This window comes from Arthrobacter sp. MMS24-S77 (assembly GCF_054888235.1).
In genome coordinates this window covers 4487192-4509169 of record NZ_JBTZRN010000001.1, presented here as the reverse complement: position 1 = coordinate 4509169, position 21978 = coordinate 4487192, and the positions used below count along the sequence as shown (strand labels likewise).

The window sequence follows — 21978 nt, the reverse complement described above, 5'->3', positions numbered from 1 at the left end:
ACGGATGGTTTTCAGCATTGCCTCCTTCATCACCCAAGCGTCCGTCCTGCTCCTGCTATTGGTCTTGGTCCACAAGCCTCTGGGGATATATCTCGCCCGCGTGTTCGAGGGCAGGAAATCGACCCGCGTGGAGCGGTTGTTCTACCGGCTGTCCGGGGTTGATCCAGACACCGAGCAGAGTTGGTCCATCTACCTGCGCAGTGTCCTGGTCTTCTCCGCCGTCTCAATCCTGGTGGTGTTCCTGCTCCAGCGGCTCCAAGGCGTCCTGCCCGGAAACAATTCCCTGCCTGGCGTGGACCCTTGGACGGCCATGAACACGGCCATCTCCTTTGCCACCAACACCAACTGGCAAACGTACGTCCCTGAGGCAACGGTGGGCATCTTCGCGCAGATGTGCCTCCTGGCCGTGCAGAACTTCCTGTCGGCCGCCGTCGGAATTGTGGTGGTGGTCGCGCTGATCCGTGGCATCGTGCGAACTCGGACGCACAGGCTGGGGAACTTCTGGGTGGATTTGGCCCGTACGTCGTTCCGCGTGCTGCTCCCGATGGCTGCCCTCGCGGCCATCGTGATGGTGATCGGCGGCGTCGTGCAGAATTTCTGGTCAACTGACGTGACCAACCAGGCAACCGGCATTACCCAGACGATCCCGGGCGGGCCGGTCGCCTCCCAGGAAGCCATCAAGGTCCTGGGCACCAACGGAGGTGGCTACTTCAACGCCAACTCGGCGCACCCGTTCGAGAATCCCAACGTCTTCATCAGCCTGTTCCAGGTCTTCCTGATCCTGCTCATCCCCTCCGCCCTGCCATATGCCTATGGCCGCATGGTGGGGGACCAGCGGCAGGGATACACGGTGGCCGGTGTGATGGGTACGCTCTGGCTGAGTTCCACCGCCCTGATGGGCTGGGCCGTCGCCTCGGCGCAAGGAACCGCGACGGCGGCTGCCGGAGGTTTGGGGGAGGGCTTCGAGGAGCGACTCGGCGCCGCCCAGAGTTCGATCTTTGCCACGGCCACCACGTTGACGTCCACAGGAGCCATCAACGTGGCCCACGATTCCCTGCCGCCCCTGGCCGGTGGCGTCGCCATGGTGAACATGATGCTCGGTGAAGTGGCTCCCGGCGGCACAGGATCAGGGCTCTATGGCCTGCTCATCCTCGCTATTGTCTCCGTGTTCATCGCTGGCCTGATGGTGGGCCGGACTCCGGAATTCCTGGGCAAGAAGATCGGACCCCGGGAAATGAAGCTCACGGCCATGTACATCCTGGTGACGCCCGTGGTGGTGTTGGCGCTCGCCGGCATCACGGTCCTGCTTCCGGACGCCATGGCCAATGCGCCTGCTTCCGGACCGCACCAGTTCAGCGAAGTGCTGTACGCCTTCACGTCCGGAGCCAACAACAACGGCTCGGCCTTCGGCGGGATCACCAGCTCTGGACCGTATCTGTCCACGATGATGGGACTCGCCATGCTGCTGGGCCGTTTCCTGCCGATCGTGTTGGTGCTGGCCTTGGCCGGTTCCCTGGCAAAACAGCCCCGGATCCCGGCATCGTCCGGTACGGTCCCGACCCACGGCTGGCTGTTCGGTTCCCTCTTGCTCGGCGTCACGGTCATCATGACCGCCTTGAGCTACTTCCCGGCTCTCTCCCTGGGCCCCCTCGCAGAAGGACTCCTCAAATGACCAAGTCCAGCACGGCATTCGCCAAGGACACAGCGGCCCAGACCTACGCAGACGGCAATCCCCTGGGTACGCCCGGGGAGCACAAGCACCACACCAAGGCGCCAGCCAAGCTCGATCTTGCCAGCATCCGGTCTGCCCTGCCGGTCGCGGTTCGAAAGCTGGCACCGCGCCAGATGATCCATTCTCCTGTGATGTTCACCGTGCTCGTTGGGGCGGCCCTCTGCACGGTCATCTGCATCCTCAAGCCGGCTGTGTTCGGCATCGCGCTGACGGCCTGGCTTTGGCTGACAGTGCTCTTCGGGACCTTGTCGGAGGCCATCGCCGAAGGGCGGGGCAAGGCCCAAGCGGACAGCCTCCGAGCCAGCCGGAAAGGCGTTGTCGCCAGGCTCCAACGTGCGGATGGCACCCTCAAGGAGGTGCCGGGAACGGAACTGCGGAAGAACGACGTCGTCATCTGCGAAGCCGGTGACGTCATTCCCTCCGACGGCGAAATCATCGAGGGCTTGGCCAGCGTGGACGAGTCCACCATCACAGGTGAGTCGGCGCCCGTGATCCGCGAATCGGGCGGCGACCGCTCCTCGGTGACCGGCGGCACCAAGGTCCTCTCGGACCGTATCGCCATCCGTATCACGGCCGAAGCCGGGGAGACGTTCATCGATCGAATGATCAAGCTCGTGGAAGGCGCAGTCAGGCAAAAGACGCCCAACGAAATCGCACTCCACGTCCTCCTCGTCTCCCTGACCATCGTGTTCCTGGCGGTGACCATGAGCCTGGCGCCGTTCGCGTCCCTGGCGGGCGCAACGCCGTCGCCGATTGTCTTGGTGGCGCTTCTCGTCTGCCTGATCCCCACGACGATCGGGGCGCTGGTGCCGGCTATCGGCATCGCCGGCATGGATCGCCTGGTGCAGCACAATGTCCTGGCGACCTCCGGCCGTGCGGTGGAGACCGCCGGCGACATCACCACCCTCCTGCTCGACAAGACCGGCACCATCACCTACGGAAACCGCCGCGCGGTCAGCTTCTTCCCCGCCCAGGACGTCGAGCGGACCGAACTCATCGAAGCGGCCCGGCTCTCCAGCCTGGCCGACGAGACACCGGAGGGCCGTTCGATCGTGGATCTCGCGGCGGAAAAGGGCGTCGGTGGTCCGGACCTTGCAGCGCTCTTGAAGGGTTCGGAGGACTTCGCGGTTGTCGAGTTCAGCGCCAGCACGCGCATGAGCGGCCTGGACCTCGACGGACGGAAGATCCGCAAGGGCGCCGCAACCGCCGTCGCGAAGTTTGTCGCCGACGCCGGCGGCCAGACGCCCGCCGAGGTGGACCGCAAGGTGCGGGAAATCTCCGCCCAGGGCGGCACCCCACTGTTGGTGGCCGGCGTCGGGCACGACGGCGGAGCCCGGGTCCTCGGCACCATCCACCTTGCCGATGTGGTCAAGCCGGGCATGCACGCCCGCTTCGCCGAACTCCGGAAGATGGGCATCCGGACGGTGATGATCACGGGTGACAACCCCATCACGGCAAAGGCGATCGCAGCCGAGGCAGGCGTTGACGATTTCGTTGCCGAAGCCACCCCGGAAGACAAGCTGGCAGTCATCAAGGAAGAGCAAGCGCAAGGCCGGCTGGTGGCGATGACCGGCGACGGTACCAACGACGCTCCCGCGCTCGCCGCGGCGGACGTCGGCGTCGCCATGAACTCGGGCACTCCCGCAGCCAAGGAAGCCGCCAACATGGTGGACCTGGATTCAGACCCTACCAAGCTCATCAACATCGTGGGCATCGGCAAGCAACTGCTCATCACCCGTGGCGCCCTGACCACGTTCTCGGTGGCGAACGACGTCGCAAAGTACTTCGCGATCGTTCCGGCGCTGTTCACGGCAGCGTTTCCAGGGCTCGGCCTCTTGAACATCATGGGCTTGTCCTCGCCGTCGTCGGCGATCCTGTCCGCGGTGATCTTCAACGCGCTGATCATCATCGCCTTGGTTCCACTCGCCTTGCGCGGCGTCAAATACCGTGCAGTCTCGGCGACGCAGGCCTTGGCCAGGAACCTGGCGATCTACGGCTTTGGCGGTCTCGTGGCACCTTTCATCGGGATCAAGCTCATCGACCTGCTCACTTCCCTCATCCCCGGCATCGGCTAGGAGCAACCATGAACACCTTTCCCGGCTACCTTCGGCAAGCAGGAACGGCCCTGCGGTTCCTGCTCCTCGCCACCGCGGTCCTTGGAATGATCTACCCGCTGGCGATTTTCGGTATCGGGCAGGCCGTCGCGCCGTTCCAAGCGAACGGCTCCATCGTAAAAGACGCGGCCGGAAAGCCCGCTGCTTCCGCGCTGATTGCGCAAGTCTCCGCCAACGACGCCGGCGCCCAGAGCCCGCTGTGGTTCCACGCCCGCCCTTCGGCGGCCAAGTGGGACCCGGGGGCATCCACTGCCAGCAACCTGGGACCCAACGATCCCAAACTGCTCGACGCCGTCAAGGCCAACCGTGCCGCCATCGCTGCTGCAGAGGGGGTCAAGGAGTCCGACGTCCCCGCCGACGCCGTGACGGCGAGTGGTTCCGGGCTGGACCCGCAGATCTCGGTGGCCTACGCCCGCCTCCAAGTGCCCAGGGTGGCCAAGGCGCACGGGCTGAGTGTTGGGACCGTTCAGGCAATGGTGGACCGGCGCACGGTCACGGGGCTTGAGGCCTTCCTGGGGCAGCCGTCCGTCAATGTCACGGAGTTGAACCTGGACGTGGCCGCAGCGGTGCCGACCAAGTGAAAGAAACCCGCCAAATGAGCGTGGCTGGATCCGCGGGAGGGCCAGGACCCGCGCAAAGAACCGGCGCGTTCAACAAGTGAAAGAATGACCACATGGCACGGGCAACGCTGCGCATTTTCCTCGGGGCAGCCCGGGGGTCGGTAAGACCTACGCCATGCTCGAGGAGGCCCACCGGCTGAGCGGACGTGGCGAGGACGTGGTGGTGGCCTTCGCCATGGACCATGGGCGCAGCGACACCCGTGCCTTGATGGACGGATTGGAAGTCATCCCGCCGCACACCATCGCGTACCGGGACACCACCTTCGAAGAGATGGACGTCGACGCGGTCCTGGCACGCAAGCCGCGCATCGCCGTCGTCGATGAATACGCCCACTCGAACATCCCCGGAAGCCGTAACCCCAAGCGCTGGCAGGACGTCGAGGAACTGCTCGACGCCGGCATCAACGTCCTTTCCACCGTCAACGTCCAACATTTGGCCTCCTTGGGTGACGTCGTGAGCGCGATCACCGATGTGCGGCAGGCCGAGACAGTGCCCGACGACGTCGTGCGGCGCGCCGACCAGATCCACCTTGTGGACATCTCACCGGAGCTGCTGCGGCAACGGTTGGGCGACGGCAAGATCTATTCCGCTGACAAGATCGACGCAGCGCTGTCCAACTATTTCCGGCTCGGCAACCTGACCGCGCTGCGGGAACTGGCCCTGCTCTGGCTGGCTGATCGAGTGGACGAAGGGCTCGCGAAGTACCGTTCGGAGCAGGGAATCGAGGCGAGCTGGCCCGCCCGGGAACGGATCGTCATTGGCCTCACAGGAGGGCCCGAGGGGGAGGTCCTCGTCCGGCGTGCCGCACGCATCCTCAAGCGGGTCAACGGCGGCGACTTGCTCGCCGTTCACGTCCGCGCCGCCGACGGCGTTGCCTCGGAATCTCCGCAAGCGTTGGAAGCCCAGCGATTGCTGGTCCGGGATTTGGGCGGCAGCTACCACACGGTGGCAGGGGAGGACCCGGCCAAAGCCTTGCTTGACTTCGCCCGCAGCGTGAACGCGACGCAGATCGTCGTCGGGATTTCCCGGCGTCGATCGCTGGTTGGCAGGCTGACTGGCCGGGGGATCGGCAACCGGGTAGTGCGCGACTCCGGCGACATCGACGTGCACATGGTTTCGCATCCCCTGGGCGGCCGGGGAGTCGACCGTCCGCGGCAGCGGGACCTTGGCCGTGCGAGGGTGACGATCGGTTTTGCGCTGGCCGTGATTCTGCCGGCCCTGCTGCAGTTCCTCTTGGCCGCGAGTCCTTCCCATAACATTGCGACGGCCGTGCTTGTGCAGCTGACGGGCTCGGTTGCCGTGGCCTTGGTCGGCGGATTGTGGCCGGCCCTCCTCGGCGCCCTGTGGAGCAGCCTGCTGGTGAACTACTTCTCCACTCCGCCGGTGGGCACCCTCACCATCAGCGACCCCGAAAATCTCCTGGCGTTGCTGGTTTTCGTGGGTGTTTCAGCCGCTGTTGCCGCCGTGGTGGACGTCTCGGCCAGGCGTTCCAAGGAGGCTGCCCGGGCGAGGGCGGAGGCCACCACCCTGGGCGACCTCACCCGTGGGGCGTCGAGCGCGGAGGACACTGTGGAAGGACTCTTGAAGCAGGCGCTGGACGTGTTCCAGATGCGCGGCGCGGCACTGTACCGGGCCGGGAGCCCGGCTGGGGGTGCCAGTACAGGGAGTGGTGGCTGGCGGCTTGTCGCCAAAGCAGGGGAGGTCGCGCCCATATCGTCCGACGGCGGCGACAACACCGAACAGATCGACGCCGGAACCCGGCTGGTCCTGTCCGGCCGCATCCTGCCCGCGAGCGACCGCCGGCTCCTCAGCGCTTTCGGCGCCCACCTTTCGGCCCAGCTCGAACGGCGGCAATTGGCGGCCAGCCGCCGTGAAGTCAGGCGCTTGGCGGAGAGCAACACCATGCGCACCTCTATCCTCCGGGCCGTCTCGCATGACCTCCGGACTCCGCTGGCCGGGATCAAGTTGGCCGTGGGCGGCTTGCGGCAAAGCAACGTCCACTACACGCCGGAGGAGGAGCAGGAACTGTTGGCAACCATCGAGGAGTGCTCGGACAGACTCGACGTCCTGGTGGGGAATCTCCTGGACATGTCCCGCATTACCTCGGACTCGGTGAACGCGCTCATCCGTCCGGTGCGCTGGTACGAAGTGATTCCGGCCGCCCTGCATGGCATACCCCCGGGGAGGGTGCGCGTCGACCTTCCCGGAAACATGCCGGAGATCGACGCCGACGCCGGGATGCTGGAACGCGTCATAGCCAACATTGTGGAGAATGCCATCAAATACGCCCGGGACTCGGATGTGGTGCTCGTGGGTGCCGCCGGCGGGCTCAGCTCCTCAACCCTGAACGGAAGGCCGTCCGGAGAACTGCGCATCATCGACCACGGCCAGGGAGTTCCAGCCGAAAGTGTTGTCAGGATGTTCCAGCCGTTCCAGCGGCTCAACGACGTCCCCTCCACCACCGGGGTTGGCCTTGGCCTCGCCGTGGCCAAGGGATTCACGGAAGCGATGGGAGGCACGCTCACCGCGGAAGAGACTCCGGGTGGCGGACTGACCATGGTCGTCCGGCTGCCACTGTCTACGGGTGCCGCGTTCCCGCACGGGGAGGCGGAAGCTCCCTTGGAAGCGCAATCGGTGCTCATGGAGCGCCGCCACATGCCGCCGTCGGGCAGTCCAGGTAGCGCCTCCGGGGAGGCGAGATGAGCAACGTCTTGGTGGTGGACGACGATCCCCATATCGTCAAGGCCTTGCGGATTACGCTTCAAGCCCACGGTTACACCGTGGCTACCGCGTCCGACGGCGAATCGGCCTTGCGCTCTGCCGCCCAGCATCCCGTGGGTGTCTTGATCCTTGACCTGGGGTTGCCGGATATCGACGGAACCACGGTCATCACCCGGCTGCGGGCTTGGAGCAGCGTGCCCATCCTCGTGCTGTCCGCCCGCCATGGCTCCGATGACAAAGTTGAAGCACTCGACGCCGGCGCGGACGACTACATCACCAAGCCGTTCGGGCTCGACGAGTTGCTGGCGCGCCTCCGGGCGATCCTGCGGCGCACCGCGGATCCGGGGGAAGAGCTGCCCGTGCTGGTCACCGACTCGTTCACGGTGGACCTGGCCATGAGGCGCGTGACGCGCGACGGCGAAGACGTCCGGCTGACGCCGACCGAGTGGAGGATCCTGGATCTGTTCGTACGGAATCCGGAGAAGCTGATCACCCAGCAGCAGCTCCTCAGCGAGGTCTGGGGGCCGGCCTATGCCAAGGAGGCCAACTACTTACGCGTGTACATGGCGCAGCTCAGGCGGAAACTTGAACCGGAGCCGGGAAACCCGCGCCACTTGATCACCGAGGTAGGGATCGGGTACCGGTTCATGCCGTGAACTCCATGGTCTCTCCTGCCTCGACAAGCCGCGCATACTCGCCGCCGGCATCGCGCAGCTCGCCGGGCGATCCGACCTCGACGATCGAACCCCCGGCCAGGACCGCCAGCTGATCGGCTTTCTCCACGGTGGAGAGCCTGTGGGCGATGGTGAGCGTAGTCCGGCCGACGGCCAGCCGGTCGAGCGCCGCCTGGACATGGGCCTCGGTTGCGTTGTCCAGGGCGGAGGTAGCTTCGTCGAGGACCAGCACTTTCGGATTGCGCAGGATGGTTCGGGCAATCGCCAAGCGCTGCTGTTCTCCTCCGGAGAAGCGGTGGCCCCGGGCGCCGACCATGGTGTCCAGGCCGTCGGGCAAGCTTGCGATCAGGTCCGCGATCTGTGCCGAGGCCAGCGCGCTCCAGAGGACTGCGTCGTCTGCGTCGGGGGCGGCTAGCAGCAGGTTTTCCCGGATGCTGTCGTGAATCAGGTACGTCTCCTGGGACACCACACCCACGATTTTCGTCAGGTCCTCCGGTGCGATGTCACGCACGTCCACGCCGTCGATGGTGATCCGCCCGGCGGTGGCGTCATGCAGGCGAGGGACCAGCGAGCCCAGCGTCGATTTTCCGGAGCCGGTGGGGCCCACGATTGCCGTGCTGGTGCCGGCCGGGAGCGCAAGGTCGATGCCGAGCAAAACGTCAGTGCCGCCGTCGTACGCGAAACGGACGCCCTCAAAGCGAACCTCGCCGCGCACTGCGGCCGGGTCCAGCGGGATGGGCCGTGCCGGGGCAGTGATCTCGGGGGTCAAGTCCAGGTACTCAAAGATGCGGCTGAACAGGGCCATCGCGGTGACCCATTGGACGCCGAGGTCCAGCAGGCTCATGACGGGGCGGAAGATGGCGCCCTGCAGTGCGGTGAACGCCACCAGGGTGCCGATGGTCATGCCGCCTCTGGTGGCGGGCAACCCGGCAGCCAGGTAGATCAGCGCCGGAATGGCCGAGAAGATGATGCCCATGGTGGACATCCGCCAGCGTCCGGCCAACTGGGAGCGCATCTCCAGGCCGATCAGCCGTTTGGAGCTTTCCGTGTAGCGGTGGGCGTCGCGCTTGGTGGTTCCGAGGGTTTTGGAGAGCCGGACGCCGGAGACCGACAGCCCTTCTTCGACTTGCGTGTTCATGGTGGCCAATTCGCCCTGCAGCGTGGACGTGATGTCCCGCCGGAGGAGGGCCACCCGGCGGGAGAACCAGACCGCCGGCGGAACCACAATCAGCGACAGGAGCGAGAGCCCGGGGGAAATGGCCACCATCGCTATCGCCGTGGCAATGGCCGTGGTCAGGTTGGAAGCGACACCCGTGGCGGTGGAGGTGATGACCTGCTGCAGGCCGGAAATGTCGTTGTTCAAGCGCGACTGCACCTCGCCGCTGCGGGTCCGGGTGAAGAATCCGAGTGACTGCTGCTGCAAGTGTGTGAACAAGCGCGTGCGCAGTGTGTGCATGATCTTCTGTCCCATACCCGTGGTCATCCAGGTTTGCACCACGCCAATGAGCGCGGTTGCGGCGGCCACGGCGATCAATCCGGCGGCCAGCCACGCGAGCAGTGGCAGATCCTTGCCGGGCAGCGCGACGTCGATGATGTGGCGGACCAGGAACGGCTGCGCCAGGCCGATGATGCTTGAAGCGCTGATGAGAAGCACGACGACGGCGATGGTCGCCTTGTGCGGGGTGAACAGCCCGGCGATCCGTTTGAGGCTCACGGGATGCTGTTTCAACTGGGTGCGGTCGGCGGGATTGAGGCGGGCGGGGCCGCGGCCGGGATTTCGGGCGCCCGGGCGCGGTCGATGGGGATTGTGGGTGAGGATGTTCTCCGTCATGAGCACCACCTCCAGTGGTGAACGTGCGCGGGAATCGCGCTTTGGTAATACAGAGGCTACCTCACTATGTGGTAGCGGGTCAAATTGCTAGACTGGCAGCATGCACTCACAGCCCTCTGATTCTGCCGACCTCGGCGATCTCTTCCATGCCGCTTTCCGAGGGCTGCGCCGGACCTGGGCCGAGCAGTTGGCGCCGTGGGAGATGACACCGCACCAGTGGCGGGCGCTCATGACGCTGATGCGACGGCGCCCGACGGGTTCCGCGGCGGATTCCCAAGCGGCCGGGGACCCGATGCGCCTCAAAGACCTCGCGGAGCGGTTGCGCATCGCCCCGCGTTCGGCCACGGAGGTGGTGGACCAGCTCGAGGCCAAGGGCCTCGTCCGTCGCGACCCGGATCCTACGGACCGGAGGGCCACCCTGGTCGCCGCCACGGCCGCAGGGCAGCAGCTGTATGCGAAGATCAGTGCCGAACGGCGTGGCAAGTCCTCCGAGTACTTTGCCCGGCTCAGCGCAGGGGATCGCGCCGAGCTGGCGCGGATTCTGGGGCAGCTCGGGGATTGAAGCTAGGGGCGGTTTATGCTCTACCCATGTCGCCCGATCTCTACCTTGCCGAGCTGTCCAACTTTGTCGATCAGCTCAGCACCCTTGCGAGACAACCTGAAGAAGAGCTTGCACATTCGGTTCCCACATGTCCGGGTTGGACACTCGACGGACTTTTCGGGCACCTCGGCTCGATCGAACGATGGGCTGCGGAGATAGTTCTTGGGGGAAGCTCGTCGAAGAACGTCCTGCACCGGCCGTAGCCGCTGCAGCGTGGTTCCTCAAGGGTACGAAAACCTTTCTTGAGACAATGGCCGGGCTTGATCCCGAGAAAGAATGCTGGACTTTCGGGCCCGCTCCGCGCAAGGCCGGTTTCTGGCTCAGGCGCCAAGCACACGAACATTCAATCCACCTTGTTGACGCCCGATTGGCATCGGGTTTGGAGGCCCCCGCCTTTAGCAAAGACTTCATGCTGGATGGAATCGACGAGGTCTTGGAAATGTTCACCCCACGCCAGTTGCGGCTGGGGCGGATGCCGCAACCTGAAGCGGCCGTGACCTTCAACATCCCAGGATCCGGCAGTTGGACGGTTGGTTCGGGTCCCGTCGCGGCATCGATTACTGCACCTCTGCGCAGCATGTATCTCGGTCTCTGGGGACGTTCAGACCTCGCAGGCGCTGCCGCCATCGACGGCGACGCTTCCCTTGCGCTCCGAGTCCTCCAAGGGCCAATCACGCCCTGAGAATCCCAGGATGTCCGAGCGGCTTGTGCATACGGCAGTGGTCGTTGGTGAGCTGGCCTTGTGACTCGGCCCGGCCGTACCGGTCTCCCAAGTTGGCGCTCAGTAGGTAGAGTCGAAGCCATGACTCGCCGGAAGGTTCCAGTTGCCCTTGTCGCGATTCCTTTCGCTTTGTGCCTGATCGCACTTGCCGCGGCGGGGACTGCAGTGGCGGCGCCCTGCGATTCGCCGGGCCTTCTTGGACTGGTGGGTGCGTGCTCTCCAAGTAGCTCCCCAACTCCCCGGCCGTCGGGCAAACCCACCCAGCCAGTTACGCCCAGTCCACCGGCTCCACCGCAACCGCAGCCTGATCCGGGAGCTACGGTTCCAGATGGTGGGGCCTCGCCTCCGTCACCGGCGGTGGCTGCGGAGCCCGCCCCCACTAAAGCCGCGCCATCACCTACGGCAGGGGGCGCAGCGCCGTCGTCGACCGCCACCCATCCTGCTCCTTCGACCCAGAACTCAGCGTCGGCGGCCGGCCCCAGGTTTGACCCGGGCGGCCCTGCCAGGAACAGTCAGCCCGTAGCATCGTCCTTTTCTGTGGCGGGGTTGCTGTTGGCCTTTGGCGGAGCACTGATCACCGCCGGGGGCATGGTAGGTCTCAGAAGGTATCCTTCGCTTTAAGCCAGTCTTGAAGACGGCTGCGGTTTGGGTAGGAATTCTGCGCGCCGTGTCCCGTCGCGGCGTATGCGGCGGCGGTGCTCGCCAGGATGGCAGCTGGAATCAGGTCCCTTCCATTGGCCAGCTCGACGGCCAGCGCGCCGGCAAATGCGTCCCCGCAGCCGGTTGTGTCTACCGGGCGGACTTTTGTGGCAGCAATATGCGCGGGTTTGATCGGCCAAGCCTGGAGGTTTTCCATGACGATGGCACCGGCGGCGCCTAGCGTGATGACGGCGTTTCGCGGTCCCTTCTCTCCGAGAAGGGCACCGACTACTTCCCATGGCCGCTCCGCCGGGAGTTGTGCCAAGCCGACGGCTTGGAGGGCCTCCAGCTCGTTGAGGACTACGACGTCGATCATCGGCAGGATTGTTGCGGCGTCGGGTGAGTAGGGCGAGAGATTCAGAAGCGTTTTTGCACCGAGCGCTGCAGCTGCACGGGCAGCCGCGTACGCCGTCTCGGTGGGTACCTCAAGGCTCAGGCTCAAGACGGTCGCACGCCCCAGGGAGCGCAAAGACTGCTGGATTGCAACCGGTCGGAGGCAGGAGTTGGCTCCGGGGGAAACGACGATGACGTTCTCGGCCGAATCATCGACGGTTACGAGGGCAGTCCCGGTCGCTGTCCCTGGTTCGATTCTGATCATGTCGGTTGCCACCCCTGCTTCCGCGGCTTGGCCAATCAAGTACGTGCCGTTGTCGTCGTCTCCGACGGCTGCGATGAGATGGACTGCTGCGCCAAGGAGGGCCGCGGCGACGGCCTGGTTGGATCCCTTGCCGCCGGGCCGGCGGCTGACGCCCCCTCCGATGACGGTTTCGCCGGCAGCCGGGAGCCTGCTGGTGTGGACGGTGAGGTCTGCGTTCATTGACCCCACGACGACGATGGTTCCGGCCGTTTCGTGGTTTGAAGTCATGGTGCGGTTACTTTCGTCTTTGGATCTCGCCCAAAGTCCAAGGTTCTTGGACTCGCCGGGTGATGGGTGAGCTAGTCAATTTCGTGTAGTTGTCGTGTGCCGGCCTTCACGATTCTTGAGCTGATTTCGGCGGCCACGGAGTCGGCATCAATGGTGGTGACGCGGCGGACCTTGCCGCTCGTGTCCGGGGTGAACGTACTGAGCCCAGCTGAGTCGCCTCTGCCTGCGATGGACACAGCGCCCTGGGCAGACAACCCGAAGAGTTCGGGCCGGAGAAGGGTCAGGACCGTGATCGGGTCGTGCGGTACGTTCCATTCCTCGTTCCAGAAGTCCCACCATTGGCGGATGTCTGCGTTCAGGGCCGCTCCCAGGGGACCTGCCGCGGCGATGAGTTCCAGTTGGTCGCGGCGCATTTCAACTTCGCGGGTGATTTCCAGCCCGGTGACGGTGATGTTGAGGTTGGAACTGAAAACGATTGAAGCTGATAGGTCATCGCTTCGGAAATTGTGCTCGGCTTCATCTGAGCCGAAGGCTCCGCCCATGATCCACAGGTGCCGCACATTCCGCCCGAAGGCTGGGTCTTCTTTGAGTGCGGCTGCGATATTGGTCAGCGGGCCGATAGCAACAATGTCGATTTCACCGGGGTGCTCAGAGACTTGGCGCAAGAGGTAGTTGACGGCATCTTCGTGCTGAATGCTTTCATTCTCCAGTCCCTCATGCAGGGACCCTTCGTGACCAGGCCACCAGACTTCGCGGCCTGACAGAGGTGTTCCGATCCCGCAATACACGGGTACATCGCACCCTGCGAGCTTCCCCAGCCGTTTGGCGAGCCGAGCCCGAAGCAGCGTGTCGCCGTAAACGGTGGTGACTCCGAGCAGTTCGGCCTCCGGGGAGCCGAGAATGAGGGCGAGGGCGAGGGCGTCGTCGACATCGGATCCGATGTCGGTGTCAAGAATGATGCGGTGTTCAGCACCCATGGGGTCTTCCTTAAGAGGTCGTTTGTCGGCATGGCTGTGCCAGGCAGGATTGGGAGGGAGGCTATTTGAGTCCGGTGGTGGAAACCGACTGGATGAAGTAGCGCTGGAACGCGATGATGATGGCCAGCGGGATCAGTGTCAGGATCATCGAGCCGGCGAACATCACCCCGTAATCGACGTTGAACTGCCCCTGCATGTTCGATAGTGCGATTGGTCCAAGGATGTGCTGGCTGTCGGTTCCGTTCAGGAGTGGCCAGACATATGACTGCCATTGAAACAGGAAGAGCGTCAGTCCCGCCCCGATGAGTGACGGCACCGACAACGGGAGGTAGATCCGGCGGAAGATTCCCCACCATCCCAAGCCGTCCAGCCGTCCGGCTTCGACCAGGTCCTTGGGTATGGCCAGGAAGAAGGTCCTCAGCAGGAAGATGGCCATGCCGTTCCCGAGGCCTGGGAGGATCAGTCCCGCATAGGTGTTTTGGAGGTTCCAGTCGCGGAACAGATTTGCCAAGGGGATGGCGATCGCGTCGAAGGGGATCAGGAAACTCACGACGACGACCACGAACACTATGCCGCTTCCGCGGAAGGGGATGGCCGCGAGGGCGAACGCTGCCATGGAGCATATTGCCAGGCCCACAACCACAGTGATGCCACTGACGATGATCGAGTTCAGGGTCGCCAGTCCGAGATCGCTGCGCAGGAGGGTGGCGTAGTTGTCCAGCGAGGGAGTCGCGGTGAAGAACGTCTCCCACTGTAGGGGATTCAGGTAGCGGAATGTATCGCTTCCGGGGCGAAGGGAGTTCACGAATGTCCACCAGAGCGGTACCAGAAAGAGGATGCCGATACAGGCTCCCAGCACGCTCAATCCGAGGTAGGCGACCGTTCGCTGTCTCGTGCCTCCGGCTTGTGTTGTTGTGGCGCTCATGCGGCATCAGAGCTGCGAAGTAGCCGGAACTGCAAGGCGACAATGACGAGTGTTACTAGCACGAGGATGATCACTTCTGCTTGGGCTTTGCTGAGGTCTCCGAGCGTGTAGGCCCGGGTGTAGATGTCGTACATGAGTAGGTTTGTTGATCCTGACGGTCCGCCCTTTGTGAGGATCTGGACCGGGGCAAAGATCAGGAAGTTGGAGACGGTGTCAGCAACGAGGACAAAGGCGAGCGGGCGGCGGACCAGTGGCAGGGTCACTGACCATAGTTTTCGCCATGCTGAAGCGCCGTCGATGGACGCTGCTTCGTAGAGCTCGGTCGGAACGTCGTTGATGCCGGCGATCAGGAAGAGCATCCAGTAGCCGACGCCGATCCAGCTCAGCAGCACCATGATGGAGGCTAGTGATTGCTGGGGCGAGGTCAGGAACGGCTGGGCGGGCACGCCAAGCAGGGAGAGGAAGGAGTTGCCGAATCCGTCGGGTCGGTAGATGACGCTCCAAACGACTGCAGAGACGGCGGGAGGAACGGCTATCGGCAGGACCACAAGGGACCGCCAGATCTTCGCGCCCGCGGCTTTCCTGGTGTAGAGGACCGCGAGGAGGAAGGAGGCTCCGATCTGGAGTGGATTCACGACGAGGGAAAAGACGAGGGTGACCAGCAGGGCGTTGGTGAAGTCCGCGTTGCCAAAGAGATCAACGTAGTTTTCAACGCCGACGAAGACCGTTCCGCCTTGGAGGAAGCTGTGCCGGTAGAAGCTCTCCCACAGGGCCACCGCTGCCGGCGCGATCCGCAACACGAGCAGGCTAATGAAGGCCGGGGCCAGGAAGGCCGCCGCTACTGCTATCAGTGGTGCCGGCCGCCTGCGGCGGGCGGGCCGCGTGAGGGCGGCCCGCCCTTCTACCGGAGCTCGGCGATCAGTTGTCTGTGACATCGCTACAGCTGCTTCCAGGCATCGTTGATCTGTTGAGAAGCCTGCTTGAGCCTCTCACTTACGGAGGACCCGTTGCGGATGTCGGCGAAGGCCTTGCCCATGATTTCCTCGAACTGGATGTAGCCGACGCTCACCGGGCGGGGTTTTGCCGTCTCGGTATTTTCGTGGGCGATCAGGGCGGCCACTCCCTTGCTCTTGTCTCCGCCGAGGGCTTCGAGCTTGGGAAGGTACTGGGCGGTTGCCGCCGTGTTGGCAGGAATGATGGTCTGGGCCTCGGTGGTGGCGAGGTTGCCTGCAGGGTCAAGGGACGCGAATTCCAGGAACTTCTTGGCTGCGGCCTTGTTCTTCGACGCGGGGTTGATGCCCCAGGACCAGGAACCGGTCGGGGTGGCCTGGCTTCCGCCGGCAAAGTACGGCATCGGGGCTACGCCCCAGTCAATGTTTGATTTGGCGAAGTTGCCGATGTCCCACGGACCTCCGATGAAGTAGGCCACCTTCCCTGAGGTGAAGACAGGGCTGGTCTGGAATCCGCCAACGCCACGAGGGGACAGGCCCGAGGAGAACGTGTCCGCATACCATTGCATGGCCTTCTCCCAGCCAGGGTTGGTGATGTCGGTCGTGAGCATTTTGTCGCCCTTGATGCCTGAGCCGCCTCCCGCAGATTCGGCCAGCGGCTGCAGCTGGTAGTAGGCCTCGACCTGTTCGAAGAGGAGCCCAAACTGGGTTCCTGCTGCCTGCACGGCTTTGCCGTCCTTGACGATCTGCTCCCAGGTCATGCGCTGTGCCGGGTCAATGGAGGGGTACTTGACGCCTGCCGCGTCGAGGGCCTTCTTGTTGAAGAACAGCAGCTGGGTTGAATTCCATACGGGCAGGGCCCACAGTTTGTCCTGGAACAGATTCACGCTGTATTGCGCGTCAGGTACGGCTGCCTTGGTCTGGCCTTTCAGGCTGCTGAGATCCTCGAGGAAACCCTGGGCAGCGAGCTGCGACAAACGTGGCTGGTCCACGGTGTAAACGTCGATCGTCTCGTCTTTTGCGCCGAGGCGTTGCTGCAGCGTCGGGTTGAGCTGGTCAAAGGGTACCTGGGAGTACTTGACGGAAATATCCGGGTTCTTTGCCTTGAATGCCGCGATGACCGGCGCGAAAGTCGCGGGATCTTCGGGACCAAGCAGATTCACGGTTCCGGTTCCAGAGCCTTCGCTTCCTATTGCCGTACCGGAATTCGGGGAGCTCGTTGAACAGCCCGCAAGGAAGAGTGTTCCGGCTGCAAGCAGCGACGTGGCTGCGAGAAGTTTGCGCTTCACGGGAAGCCTTTCTGATGTGTGGGGGGATGCCTTGGAGCATCTAACCGGTTAGACTACTCCGGGGCGAATGGTTTCACAAGGGATTTCTTTGCGATTCGCTCTGCGGCAACAGCCGGTATGATCAACACGTCTATGCGGTTAGACTTCGACGTTTGAAGAGGAGGGGACCATGCCAACAGCCAGGGATGTCGCGAAACTGGCCGGAACGTCCAATGCGGTGGTGAGCTACGTCTTCAACAACGGTCCCCGGGCTGTGTCAGCCGATGCCAGGGAACGGGTTCTGAGGGCCGCCCGTGAGCTCGACTACAAGCCGAACGCACTGGCGCGGGCGCTCAGCGCCGGCAAGACCCGATCGATCGGTCTGATTGTTCCGGACATTGCCAACCCGTTCTTCGCAGAACTTGCCAGGGCGGTAGAGGTCGCGGCAGCCGGAAGGGACCACCTGCTTCTTATCGGAGACTCCGCGACGGTTGAGGACCAGGAACACCGTCTCATCGAAACCTTCATCGAGCGCCAGGTTGACTCTCTCATTCTCATCTCGCTTCTGGACGAACCCGACCTCAAGCCCGCTTATGCGGCTCGATTGCCGGTAGTTGCCCTCCACCCGCTCTCCGAAGAGCAGCAAGCGTCGTCGCTGACAATCGATTACGAACAGGCCGCGTATGTAGCGACACGCCACCTGATTGAACAGGGCTACGACAGTATTGGCTTGCTCAATGGGCCGGTCGACTCTGTGGGAACCAGGCAGCATGCAGCAGGATTCGCGCGTGCAGTTTCCGGATCAGGCGTCCGGGTGACGGAGCGGGCCTCTGCCATTTCCAGGGCAGGAGCTTCCGAAGTGACCGCAGAGTGGCTGCGCTCCCCGGATGCCCCGCGCGCCATCTACGCCACCACTGACGAACAGGCTCATGGGGTGCTCTTCGCTGCATATTCCCTTGGACTGAGCGTCCCGGGGGAAATCGCCGTGATCGGCGTCGACGGCACCGAGGCGTCCGCCTATTCCGTGCCGCCGCTGTCATCCATCCGCCAGCCCACTCAAGCCATCGCCCGGAGGGCGGTCGAGATCCTTGTAGACAGGTCTGCCGACGATCCGATCGTGAGCGAAATCTTCGACTTCGAACTGATCGTCCGAAAGTCATCCAAGGCCTGACCACACAGCCCTGCCCGGCGGACGCGAATTGCGGTGCGTCGCGCTCAAAATTCCGACCTTCAATACCAGAACGACCAGGAGTACGCAGAACATGGACACTTTCAGCGCGACGGCTCATCTGGCCGCGGTCAGGACCACCCTCAGATCCCTGCCCAAGGTCTCGCTACATGACCACCTCGACGGCGGACTGCGACCGGAGACCATCATTGAGCTCGCGGACGCGGCAAACCTCTCACTGCCCTATGAAGACGCAGGCAAGCTCGGCGCATGGATCGCCGAGCAGTCAAACGCCGGTTCCCTAGCCGCTTACCTTCAGCCATTCCACTTCACCGGAGCTGTCATGCAAACGCGCGACAGCCTCGTGCGCGTTGCCAGGGAGTTCGTTCAGGACCTTGCCGAAGACGGAGTCGTCTACGGCGAAATCCGCTGGGCACCTGAAAACCACCAGCGACGCGGACTATCTCTCGACCAAGCTGTCGACGCTGTCCAGGAAGGGATTCAGGTCGGAATAGACGACGTCGAAGCCACCGGAAAGCGGATAAGGATTGGCCAACTCATCACCGCTATGCGCCACGATTCCAGGGCACACGAGATTGCCCAGCTTGCAATGCGACATAAGAACCATGGCGTCGTCGGATTCGACATAGCCGGCGCAGAGGCGGGATTCCCCGCCTCCATGCACGCGGAGGCACTCGACCACCTTGCCGCAGGCCTCCTGCCCGTTACCGTGCATGCAGGGGAAGGCGACGGACTTGAAGGCATTCGCTCCGCACTACTCGATGGCCGGGCCCTGCGCCTTGGCCACGGCGTTCGGCTGGCCGAAGACATAGCCCCCGTACCGGAAGAAGCCGGGACGGGTTTTGTCCTGGGAGACCTGGCCCAATGGGTGAGGGACCGCCAGATTACGCTTGAGATGAGCCCGTCGTCGAACGTCCAGACCGGTGCGATCGCGCACTGGGGTACCCGGCTAATGGATCACCCATTCGACTTGCTCTACCGCCTCGGCTTCCGCGTCACAGTGAACACCGACAACCGACTCATGAGCAACACGACCCTTACCAAGGAACTGTCGCTCCTTATCAGCGCATTCAACTATGGACTCGAAGACATCGAAGCCTTCCAGCGCAACGCCGCAGCGGCAGCCTTTCTCCCTTTGGACGAACGCGAAGAACTCAAAGACATCATCAGAGCTGGCTTCGCCAGCGTAGAGCTTCCCGCAGACTCAAAGTTGCCGGGCCCAAGGAGCGTGTGACTCGCCGGGAAACAGGTAATGACCGGCCCTCCCTCATTCCGTCGTGCGTTCCTAGGATTGAACGCGAAGCCGACCCCCTTCTGCACCCGGAACACGAACAAGGAGAACGACATGACCGAACAATCCCGCGCCCAGCAACTCGTCGGGGACATCTCGCCCAAACTGGCCTCCCTTACAGACGACGTCCTTTTCGCCGACGTCTGGGAACGGACCGAGTTGGCCAAGCGTGAGCGGAGCCTCATCACCGTTGCGAGTCTCGTCACGAGCGGCAGCACCGAACAACTTTTTGGACACCTGCGCCTGGCGAAGGCGAACGGACTGAGCGAGACCGAATTGAGCGAGGCGATCACGCACTTGGCGTTCTACGCGGGCTGGCCGAAGGCGATGTCCGCCATGGCAGTCGCCAAGCAGGTGTTTGCCGAGTAGCAGCGTTCGCGCCCGAGGGTGCCGGGCACCTCTTTCCCCGGCTACTACCGGAAGTTCAGGACTGCGGCGCCCCTGCTTGGAGAGAAGCGATCTGTGCACGCGCGGCTGCGATGAGCTCATCGTTGGTGTTGGCGTGGCCGTTGAGGCCCCAACCGCCGTCGGGCGCTTCCGTGAGCAGAACCCAGGTGCGTTCGGGTAGCGTCGGGTCCGCCGCGGCCGTCGCGATGAGGGCGGTGAGCTGTTCGACCAAAGTAATCTGCTTGTCGCGATCCAAGGCGCCCGCGTTCGTGAGCACCTGGACCCGCACGTATCCGCTGTCGCCATCGACGTTCGACAGGTCCCCTTCCGGGAGCTCATGGATGAATGCTGCCGTGTTCTTGCGGAACATCGGAATGTCCGGAACCTGCTCCACCCGCATCACAGTCGATGCCAGGTCAATCGCGAGCTGGTGCTTGTCTGCAAAAGTCCCGGCGGTGGCATATACGTCGATCATGGGCATGATGCTTCTCCTTTTTTATGTAGGTCAACCGTCATAATATCGATGGTGGAACGTCGCGGAACCCGCGTCAAGGGTTATTCGGAGATTCGTTCTGACCGGGAAACATGCTCAGTGCAGAGATTCGGAGTTGGAGGCCATGGGACGCGACACGAGAGAACGGATGATTGCTGCTACGCTGCGCCTGCTCGCGACTCACGGCTTGCAGGGCGCCTCGCTCGCCGATGTGTTGGAACTCGCAGAGGCGCCCCGTGGCTCGGTCTATCACCATTTCCCGGGAGGCAAGGACGAGCTCGTTGCGGAGGCCATCGCAAGAGCAGGGGTTCGCTCGATAGAAATCCTCGATGGGCTCGACGGCGAGTCCCCGGCGGCAGTCGCGGAGCGCTTCTTCGCCTCGTGGCGGGAACTCCTGACCCGATCGAATTATCGAGCCGGCTGTTCCGTGGCCGCAGTTACGATCGAGACCGACTCGCCTGAGTTGCGCGAACGCTCGGGTTTGATCTTCGAATCATGGCGTGCCCGCCTTGCCGATCTCTTCACCCAGGGCGGGCTGCCGCCGGTAGCTGCTGATGCGCAGGCTGTAGCTCTGATCGCCGCCAGCGAAGGCGCGGTGGTCATGAGCCGCGCCGCTGCCAGGATCGAACCGCTCGACATCGTCGCGAGAGCGACTATTGACCAGCTCAAGGCGCTCACGAACGGTAGCGGGTGAACCCTGCGCCGTCCGGATCACCCAGTCTTCCGCCGGCCGAGCATTTGCGGGTCATCTGGCTTGACGTCCTTGGAAGTGCGGTTCTTCGGCCGGTGCGGCATGATCGGTTCGGACGCGAAGCGTCGTGGGCCGCTCCACATTGATGGCGGGGCGTCGATCGCGTAGGCGAGGGCGTATGCGACCCTTTCGTAGTTGACGCGCCAGCCCCTGAAATGGGGCCAGGCTTGCTCCGCCGTCACCTCAATCGGGTAATCGACAGTCCTCATGAGTTCCACGGCCGCTTGAAAATCTTCAAAAGTCACATCGAGTTCGGAATCGGGATCGGGGTCTTCCTCGACAGGAATACGAATAGCCCGGGCCACTTGATTCAGGCAGGTGAACCCCATCCGAATGACCAGCCGCGCCCGGGTGCTCGGGGCAGAACCCGGACTCAGGGAAAGCTGCAACGCGGCCGCGTCCATAACGCTGAGGAGGGAATTGAGCCAGTTCGATTGCGGTGAAGGCGAACGGAACCATACCAAAGTGAGGTAGGTGCTGTGTGATTCGGCTACGTCCGCGGCCCATCGTTCCCACCTTTGGTAAAGCTCGCTGAGCTCGCTGGTGCTGGTTTGAGCGGCCATCCCGAACCGCGTGCGCACCAGGAGCTCCGGTCCCCATGAGGGTGAGCCCGCCCTCGATACCAAGAGCGTTACTTCCGCCTCCCGCCTGTTGAAGGCCGCATAGAGCGTTGGGAGGTAACCGATCTGCAAAGCAATCACGATCAACCCGGTATAAGCGGCTACGTAAACCAACACCGTGTTGCCGACATTCCATGGAGCAGCGTAGCCAAGCGTGAACATCGCGGAGCCGGCCTCGCTTGCGGCTTGCCAGAGGTCACCGTCGACGAATGGAAGAAGCAGGAGACTGAACGACAAGTCGAACACGATCACCCAAACCAGCAGGCGGACGAACAGCGCCATAGGAGACTGCCAGGCAAGGATCCGATCACGTACTTCGTACGAGGTGAGGGGCTTTGTGATGACAAAGAAGATTTTCGCAGTGACCAAATGGGTCACCCGTGAAAGGTTGCTGTGCAGCGGTCGCGGCACGATCAGCGTTCCGATCACACTCATCCAGTTCAGGAGCAACCCTAGCAACCCGACTGAAAAACACGCCCACACGATTACTGTCAATACACTCTTTCGACGATGCCGGACACCAATTCAGCCATGTCCAAGAGATAGGG

19 protein-coding genes and 1 pseudogene are annotated in these 21978 nt (G+C 63.5%); 12 read left to right on the top strand and 8 right to left on the bottom strand.

The features are described 5' to 3' along the window. The first annotated feature begins 4 nt into the window (after positions 1-4). The 5 genes and pseudogenes from kdpA to ACX5I4_RS20825 all read left to right on the top strand — a co-directional run bounded on the left by kdpA (position 5) and on the right by ACX5I4_RS20825 (position 7844). Positions 5-1672 carry a potassium-transporting ATPase subunit KdpA gene (gene kdpA / locus ACX5I4_RS20845; protein WP_461838358.1) on the top strand — a complete coding sequence of 556 codons (1668 nt, stop codon included), beginning with the start codon at positions 5-7 and terminating at the stop codon, positions 1670-1672. Beyond that, on the top strand, positions 1669-3807 hold the full coding sequence (gene kdpB, locus ACX5I4_RS20840) for a potassium-transporting ATPase subunit KdpB (protein ID WP_461838357.1): 2139 nt from the start codon (positions 1669-1671) through the stop codon (positions 3805-3807). The genes kdpA and kdpB overlap by 4 nt, the downstream gene beginning before the upstream one ends. A gap of 8 nt (positions 3808-3815) precedes the next feature. Then, complete coding sequence (gene kdpC, locus ACX5I4_RS20835; protein WP_461838356.1) at positions 3816-4427, top strand: K(+)-transporting ATPase subunit C; 612 nt, start codon at positions 3816-3818, stop codon at positions 4425-4427. Positions 4428-4519: 92 nt separating this feature from the next. Next, positions 4520-7170, top strand: a pseudogene (locus tag ACX5I4_RS20830) (ATP-binding protein). After that, positions 7167-7844, top strand: coding sequence for a response regulator (locus ACX5I4_RS20825; protein WP_461838355.1), 678 nt, complete (start codon positions 7167-7169; stop codon positions 7842-7844). The pseudogene ACX5I4_RS20830 and the gene ACX5I4_RS20825 overlap by 4 nt, the downstream one beginning before the upstream one ends. Here the strand turns inward: ACX5I4_RS20825 and ACX5I4_RS20820 are convergent. After that, entirely contained in the window at positions 7834-9693 is a 1860-nt protein-coding gene (locus ACX5I4_RS20820; protein WP_461838354.1) for an ABC transporter ATP-binding protein, read from the bottom strand. The genes ACX5I4_RS20825 and ACX5I4_RS20820 overlap by 11 nt on opposite strands. 100 nt (positions 9694-9793) lie before the next feature. Between ACX5I4_RS20820 and ACX5I4_RS20815 the strand changes: the two genes are divergently transcribed. The 3 genes from ACX5I4_RS20815 to ACX5I4_RS20805 are packed head-to-tail and all read left to right on the top strand — an operon-like array spanning position 9794 to position 10976. Continuing rightward, positions 9794-10255 (top strand): MarR family winged helix-turn-helix transcriptional regulator, encoded by a 462-nt coding sequence (locus tag ACX5I4_RS20815; protein WP_461838353.1) that lies wholly within the window; start codon positions 9794-9796, stop codon positions 10253-10255. A gap of 26 nt (positions 10256-10281) precedes the next feature. Continuing rightward, a complete protein-coding gene (locus tag ACX5I4_RS20810) occupies positions 10282-10497 on the top strand; it encodes a maleylpyruvate isomerase N-terminal domain-containing protein (protein WP_461838352.1) in 216 nt (71 codons plus the stop codon). Continuing rightward, positions 10437-10976 (top strand): maleylpyruvate isomerase family mycothiol-dependent enzyme, encoded by a 540-nt coding sequence (locus ACX5I4_RS20805; RefSeq protein WP_461838351.1) that lies wholly within the window; start codon positions 10437-10439, stop codon positions 10974-10976. The genes ACX5I4_RS20810 and ACX5I4_RS20805 overlap by 61 nt, the downstream gene beginning before the upstream one ends. Positions 10977-11613: 637 nt before the next feature. On the opposite strand, the gene ACX5I4_RS20800 is transcribed toward ACX5I4_RS20805, so the two are convergent. The 5 genes from ACX5I4_RS20800 to ACX5I4_RS20780 all read right to left on the bottom strand — a co-directional run bounded on the left by ACX5I4_RS20800 (position 11614) and on the right by ACX5I4_RS20780 (position 16720). After that, positions 11614-12579, bottom strand: a complete 966-nt coding sequence (locus ACX5I4_RS20800; RefSeq protein ID WP_461838350.1) for a ribokinase — start codon at positions 12577-12579, stop codon at positions 11614-11616. A 71-nt stretch (positions 12580-12650) separates the two neighbouring features. Continuing rightward, entirely contained in the window at positions 12651-13556 is a 906-nt protein-coding gene (locus tag ACX5I4_RS20795) for a nucleoside hydrolase (RefSeq protein ID WP_461838349.1), read from the bottom strand. A gap of 61 nt (positions 13557-13617) precedes the next feature. Next, entirely contained in the window at positions 13618-14481 is an 864-nt protein-coding gene (locus ACX5I4_RS20790) for a carbohydrate ABC transporter permease (RefSeq protein ID WP_461838348.1), read from the bottom strand. Continuing rightward, positions 14478-15416: a carbohydrate ABC transporter permease gene (locus ACX5I4_RS20785; protein ID WP_461838347.1), complete on the bottom strand. Its 939-nt coding sequence runs from the start codon at positions 15414-15416 to the stop codon at positions 14478-14480. The genes ACX5I4_RS20790 and ACX5I4_RS20785 overlap by 4 nt, the downstream gene beginning before the upstream one ends. Positions 15417-15418: 2 nt before the next feature. After that, on the bottom strand, positions 15419-16720 hold the full coding sequence (locus tag ACX5I4_RS20780) for a sugar ABC transporter substrate-binding protein (protein ID WP_461838346.1): 1302 nt from the start codon (positions 16718-16720) through the stop codon (positions 15419-15421). A 169-nt stretch (positions 16721-16889) separates the two neighbouring features. Here ACX5I4_RS20780 and ACX5I4_RS20775 point away from each other — a divergent pair, with 169 nt between their 5' ends. From ACX5I4_RS20775 to ACX5I4_RS20765, 3 genes are all read left to right on the top strand, one after another. Continuing rightward, positions 16890-17870 (top strand): LacI family DNA-binding transcriptional regulator, encoded by a 981-nt coding sequence (locus ACX5I4_RS20775; protein ID WP_461838345.1) that lies wholly within the window; start codon positions 16890-16892, stop codon positions 17868-17870. A gap of 91 nt (positions 17871-17961) precedes the next feature. Then, positions 17962-19122, top strand: coding sequence for an adenosine deaminase (locus tag ACX5I4_RS20770; RefSeq protein ID WP_461838344.1), 1161 nt, complete (start codon positions 17962-17964; stop codon positions 19120-19122). A 111-nt stretch (positions 19123-19233) separates the two neighbouring features. Beyond that, complete coding sequence (locus ACX5I4_RS20765) at positions 19234-19548, top strand: carboxymuconolactone decarboxylase family protein (protein ID WP_461838343.1); 315 nt, start codon at positions 19234-19236, stop codon at positions 19546-19548. A gap of 55 nt (positions 19549-19603) precedes the next feature. Here the strand turns inward: ACX5I4_RS20765 and ACX5I4_RS20760 are convergent, their stop codons facing one another. Then, positions 19604-20047, bottom strand: a complete 444-nt coding sequence (locus ACX5I4_RS20760; protein WP_461838342.1) for a hypothetical protein — start codon at positions 20045-20047, stop codon at positions 19604-19606. Positions 20048-20207: 160 nt separating this feature from the next. Between ACX5I4_RS20760 and ACX5I4_RS20755 the strand changes: the two genes are divergently transcribed. After that, positions 20208-20753, top strand: a complete 546-nt coding sequence (locus ACX5I4_RS20755; RefSeq protein WP_461838341.1) for a TetR/AcrR family transcriptional regulator — start codon at positions 20208-20210, stop codon at positions 20751-20753. Positions 20754-20770: 17 nt separating this feature from the next. On the opposite strand, the gene ACX5I4_RS20750 is transcribed toward ACX5I4_RS20755, so the two are convergent. Beyond that, positions 20771-21865 (bottom strand): hypothetical protein, encoded by a 1095-nt coding sequence (locus ACX5I4_RS20750; protein WP_461838340.1) that lies wholly within the window; start codon positions 21863-21865, stop codon positions 20771-20773. Positions 21866-21978: the final 113 nt, after the last annotated feature.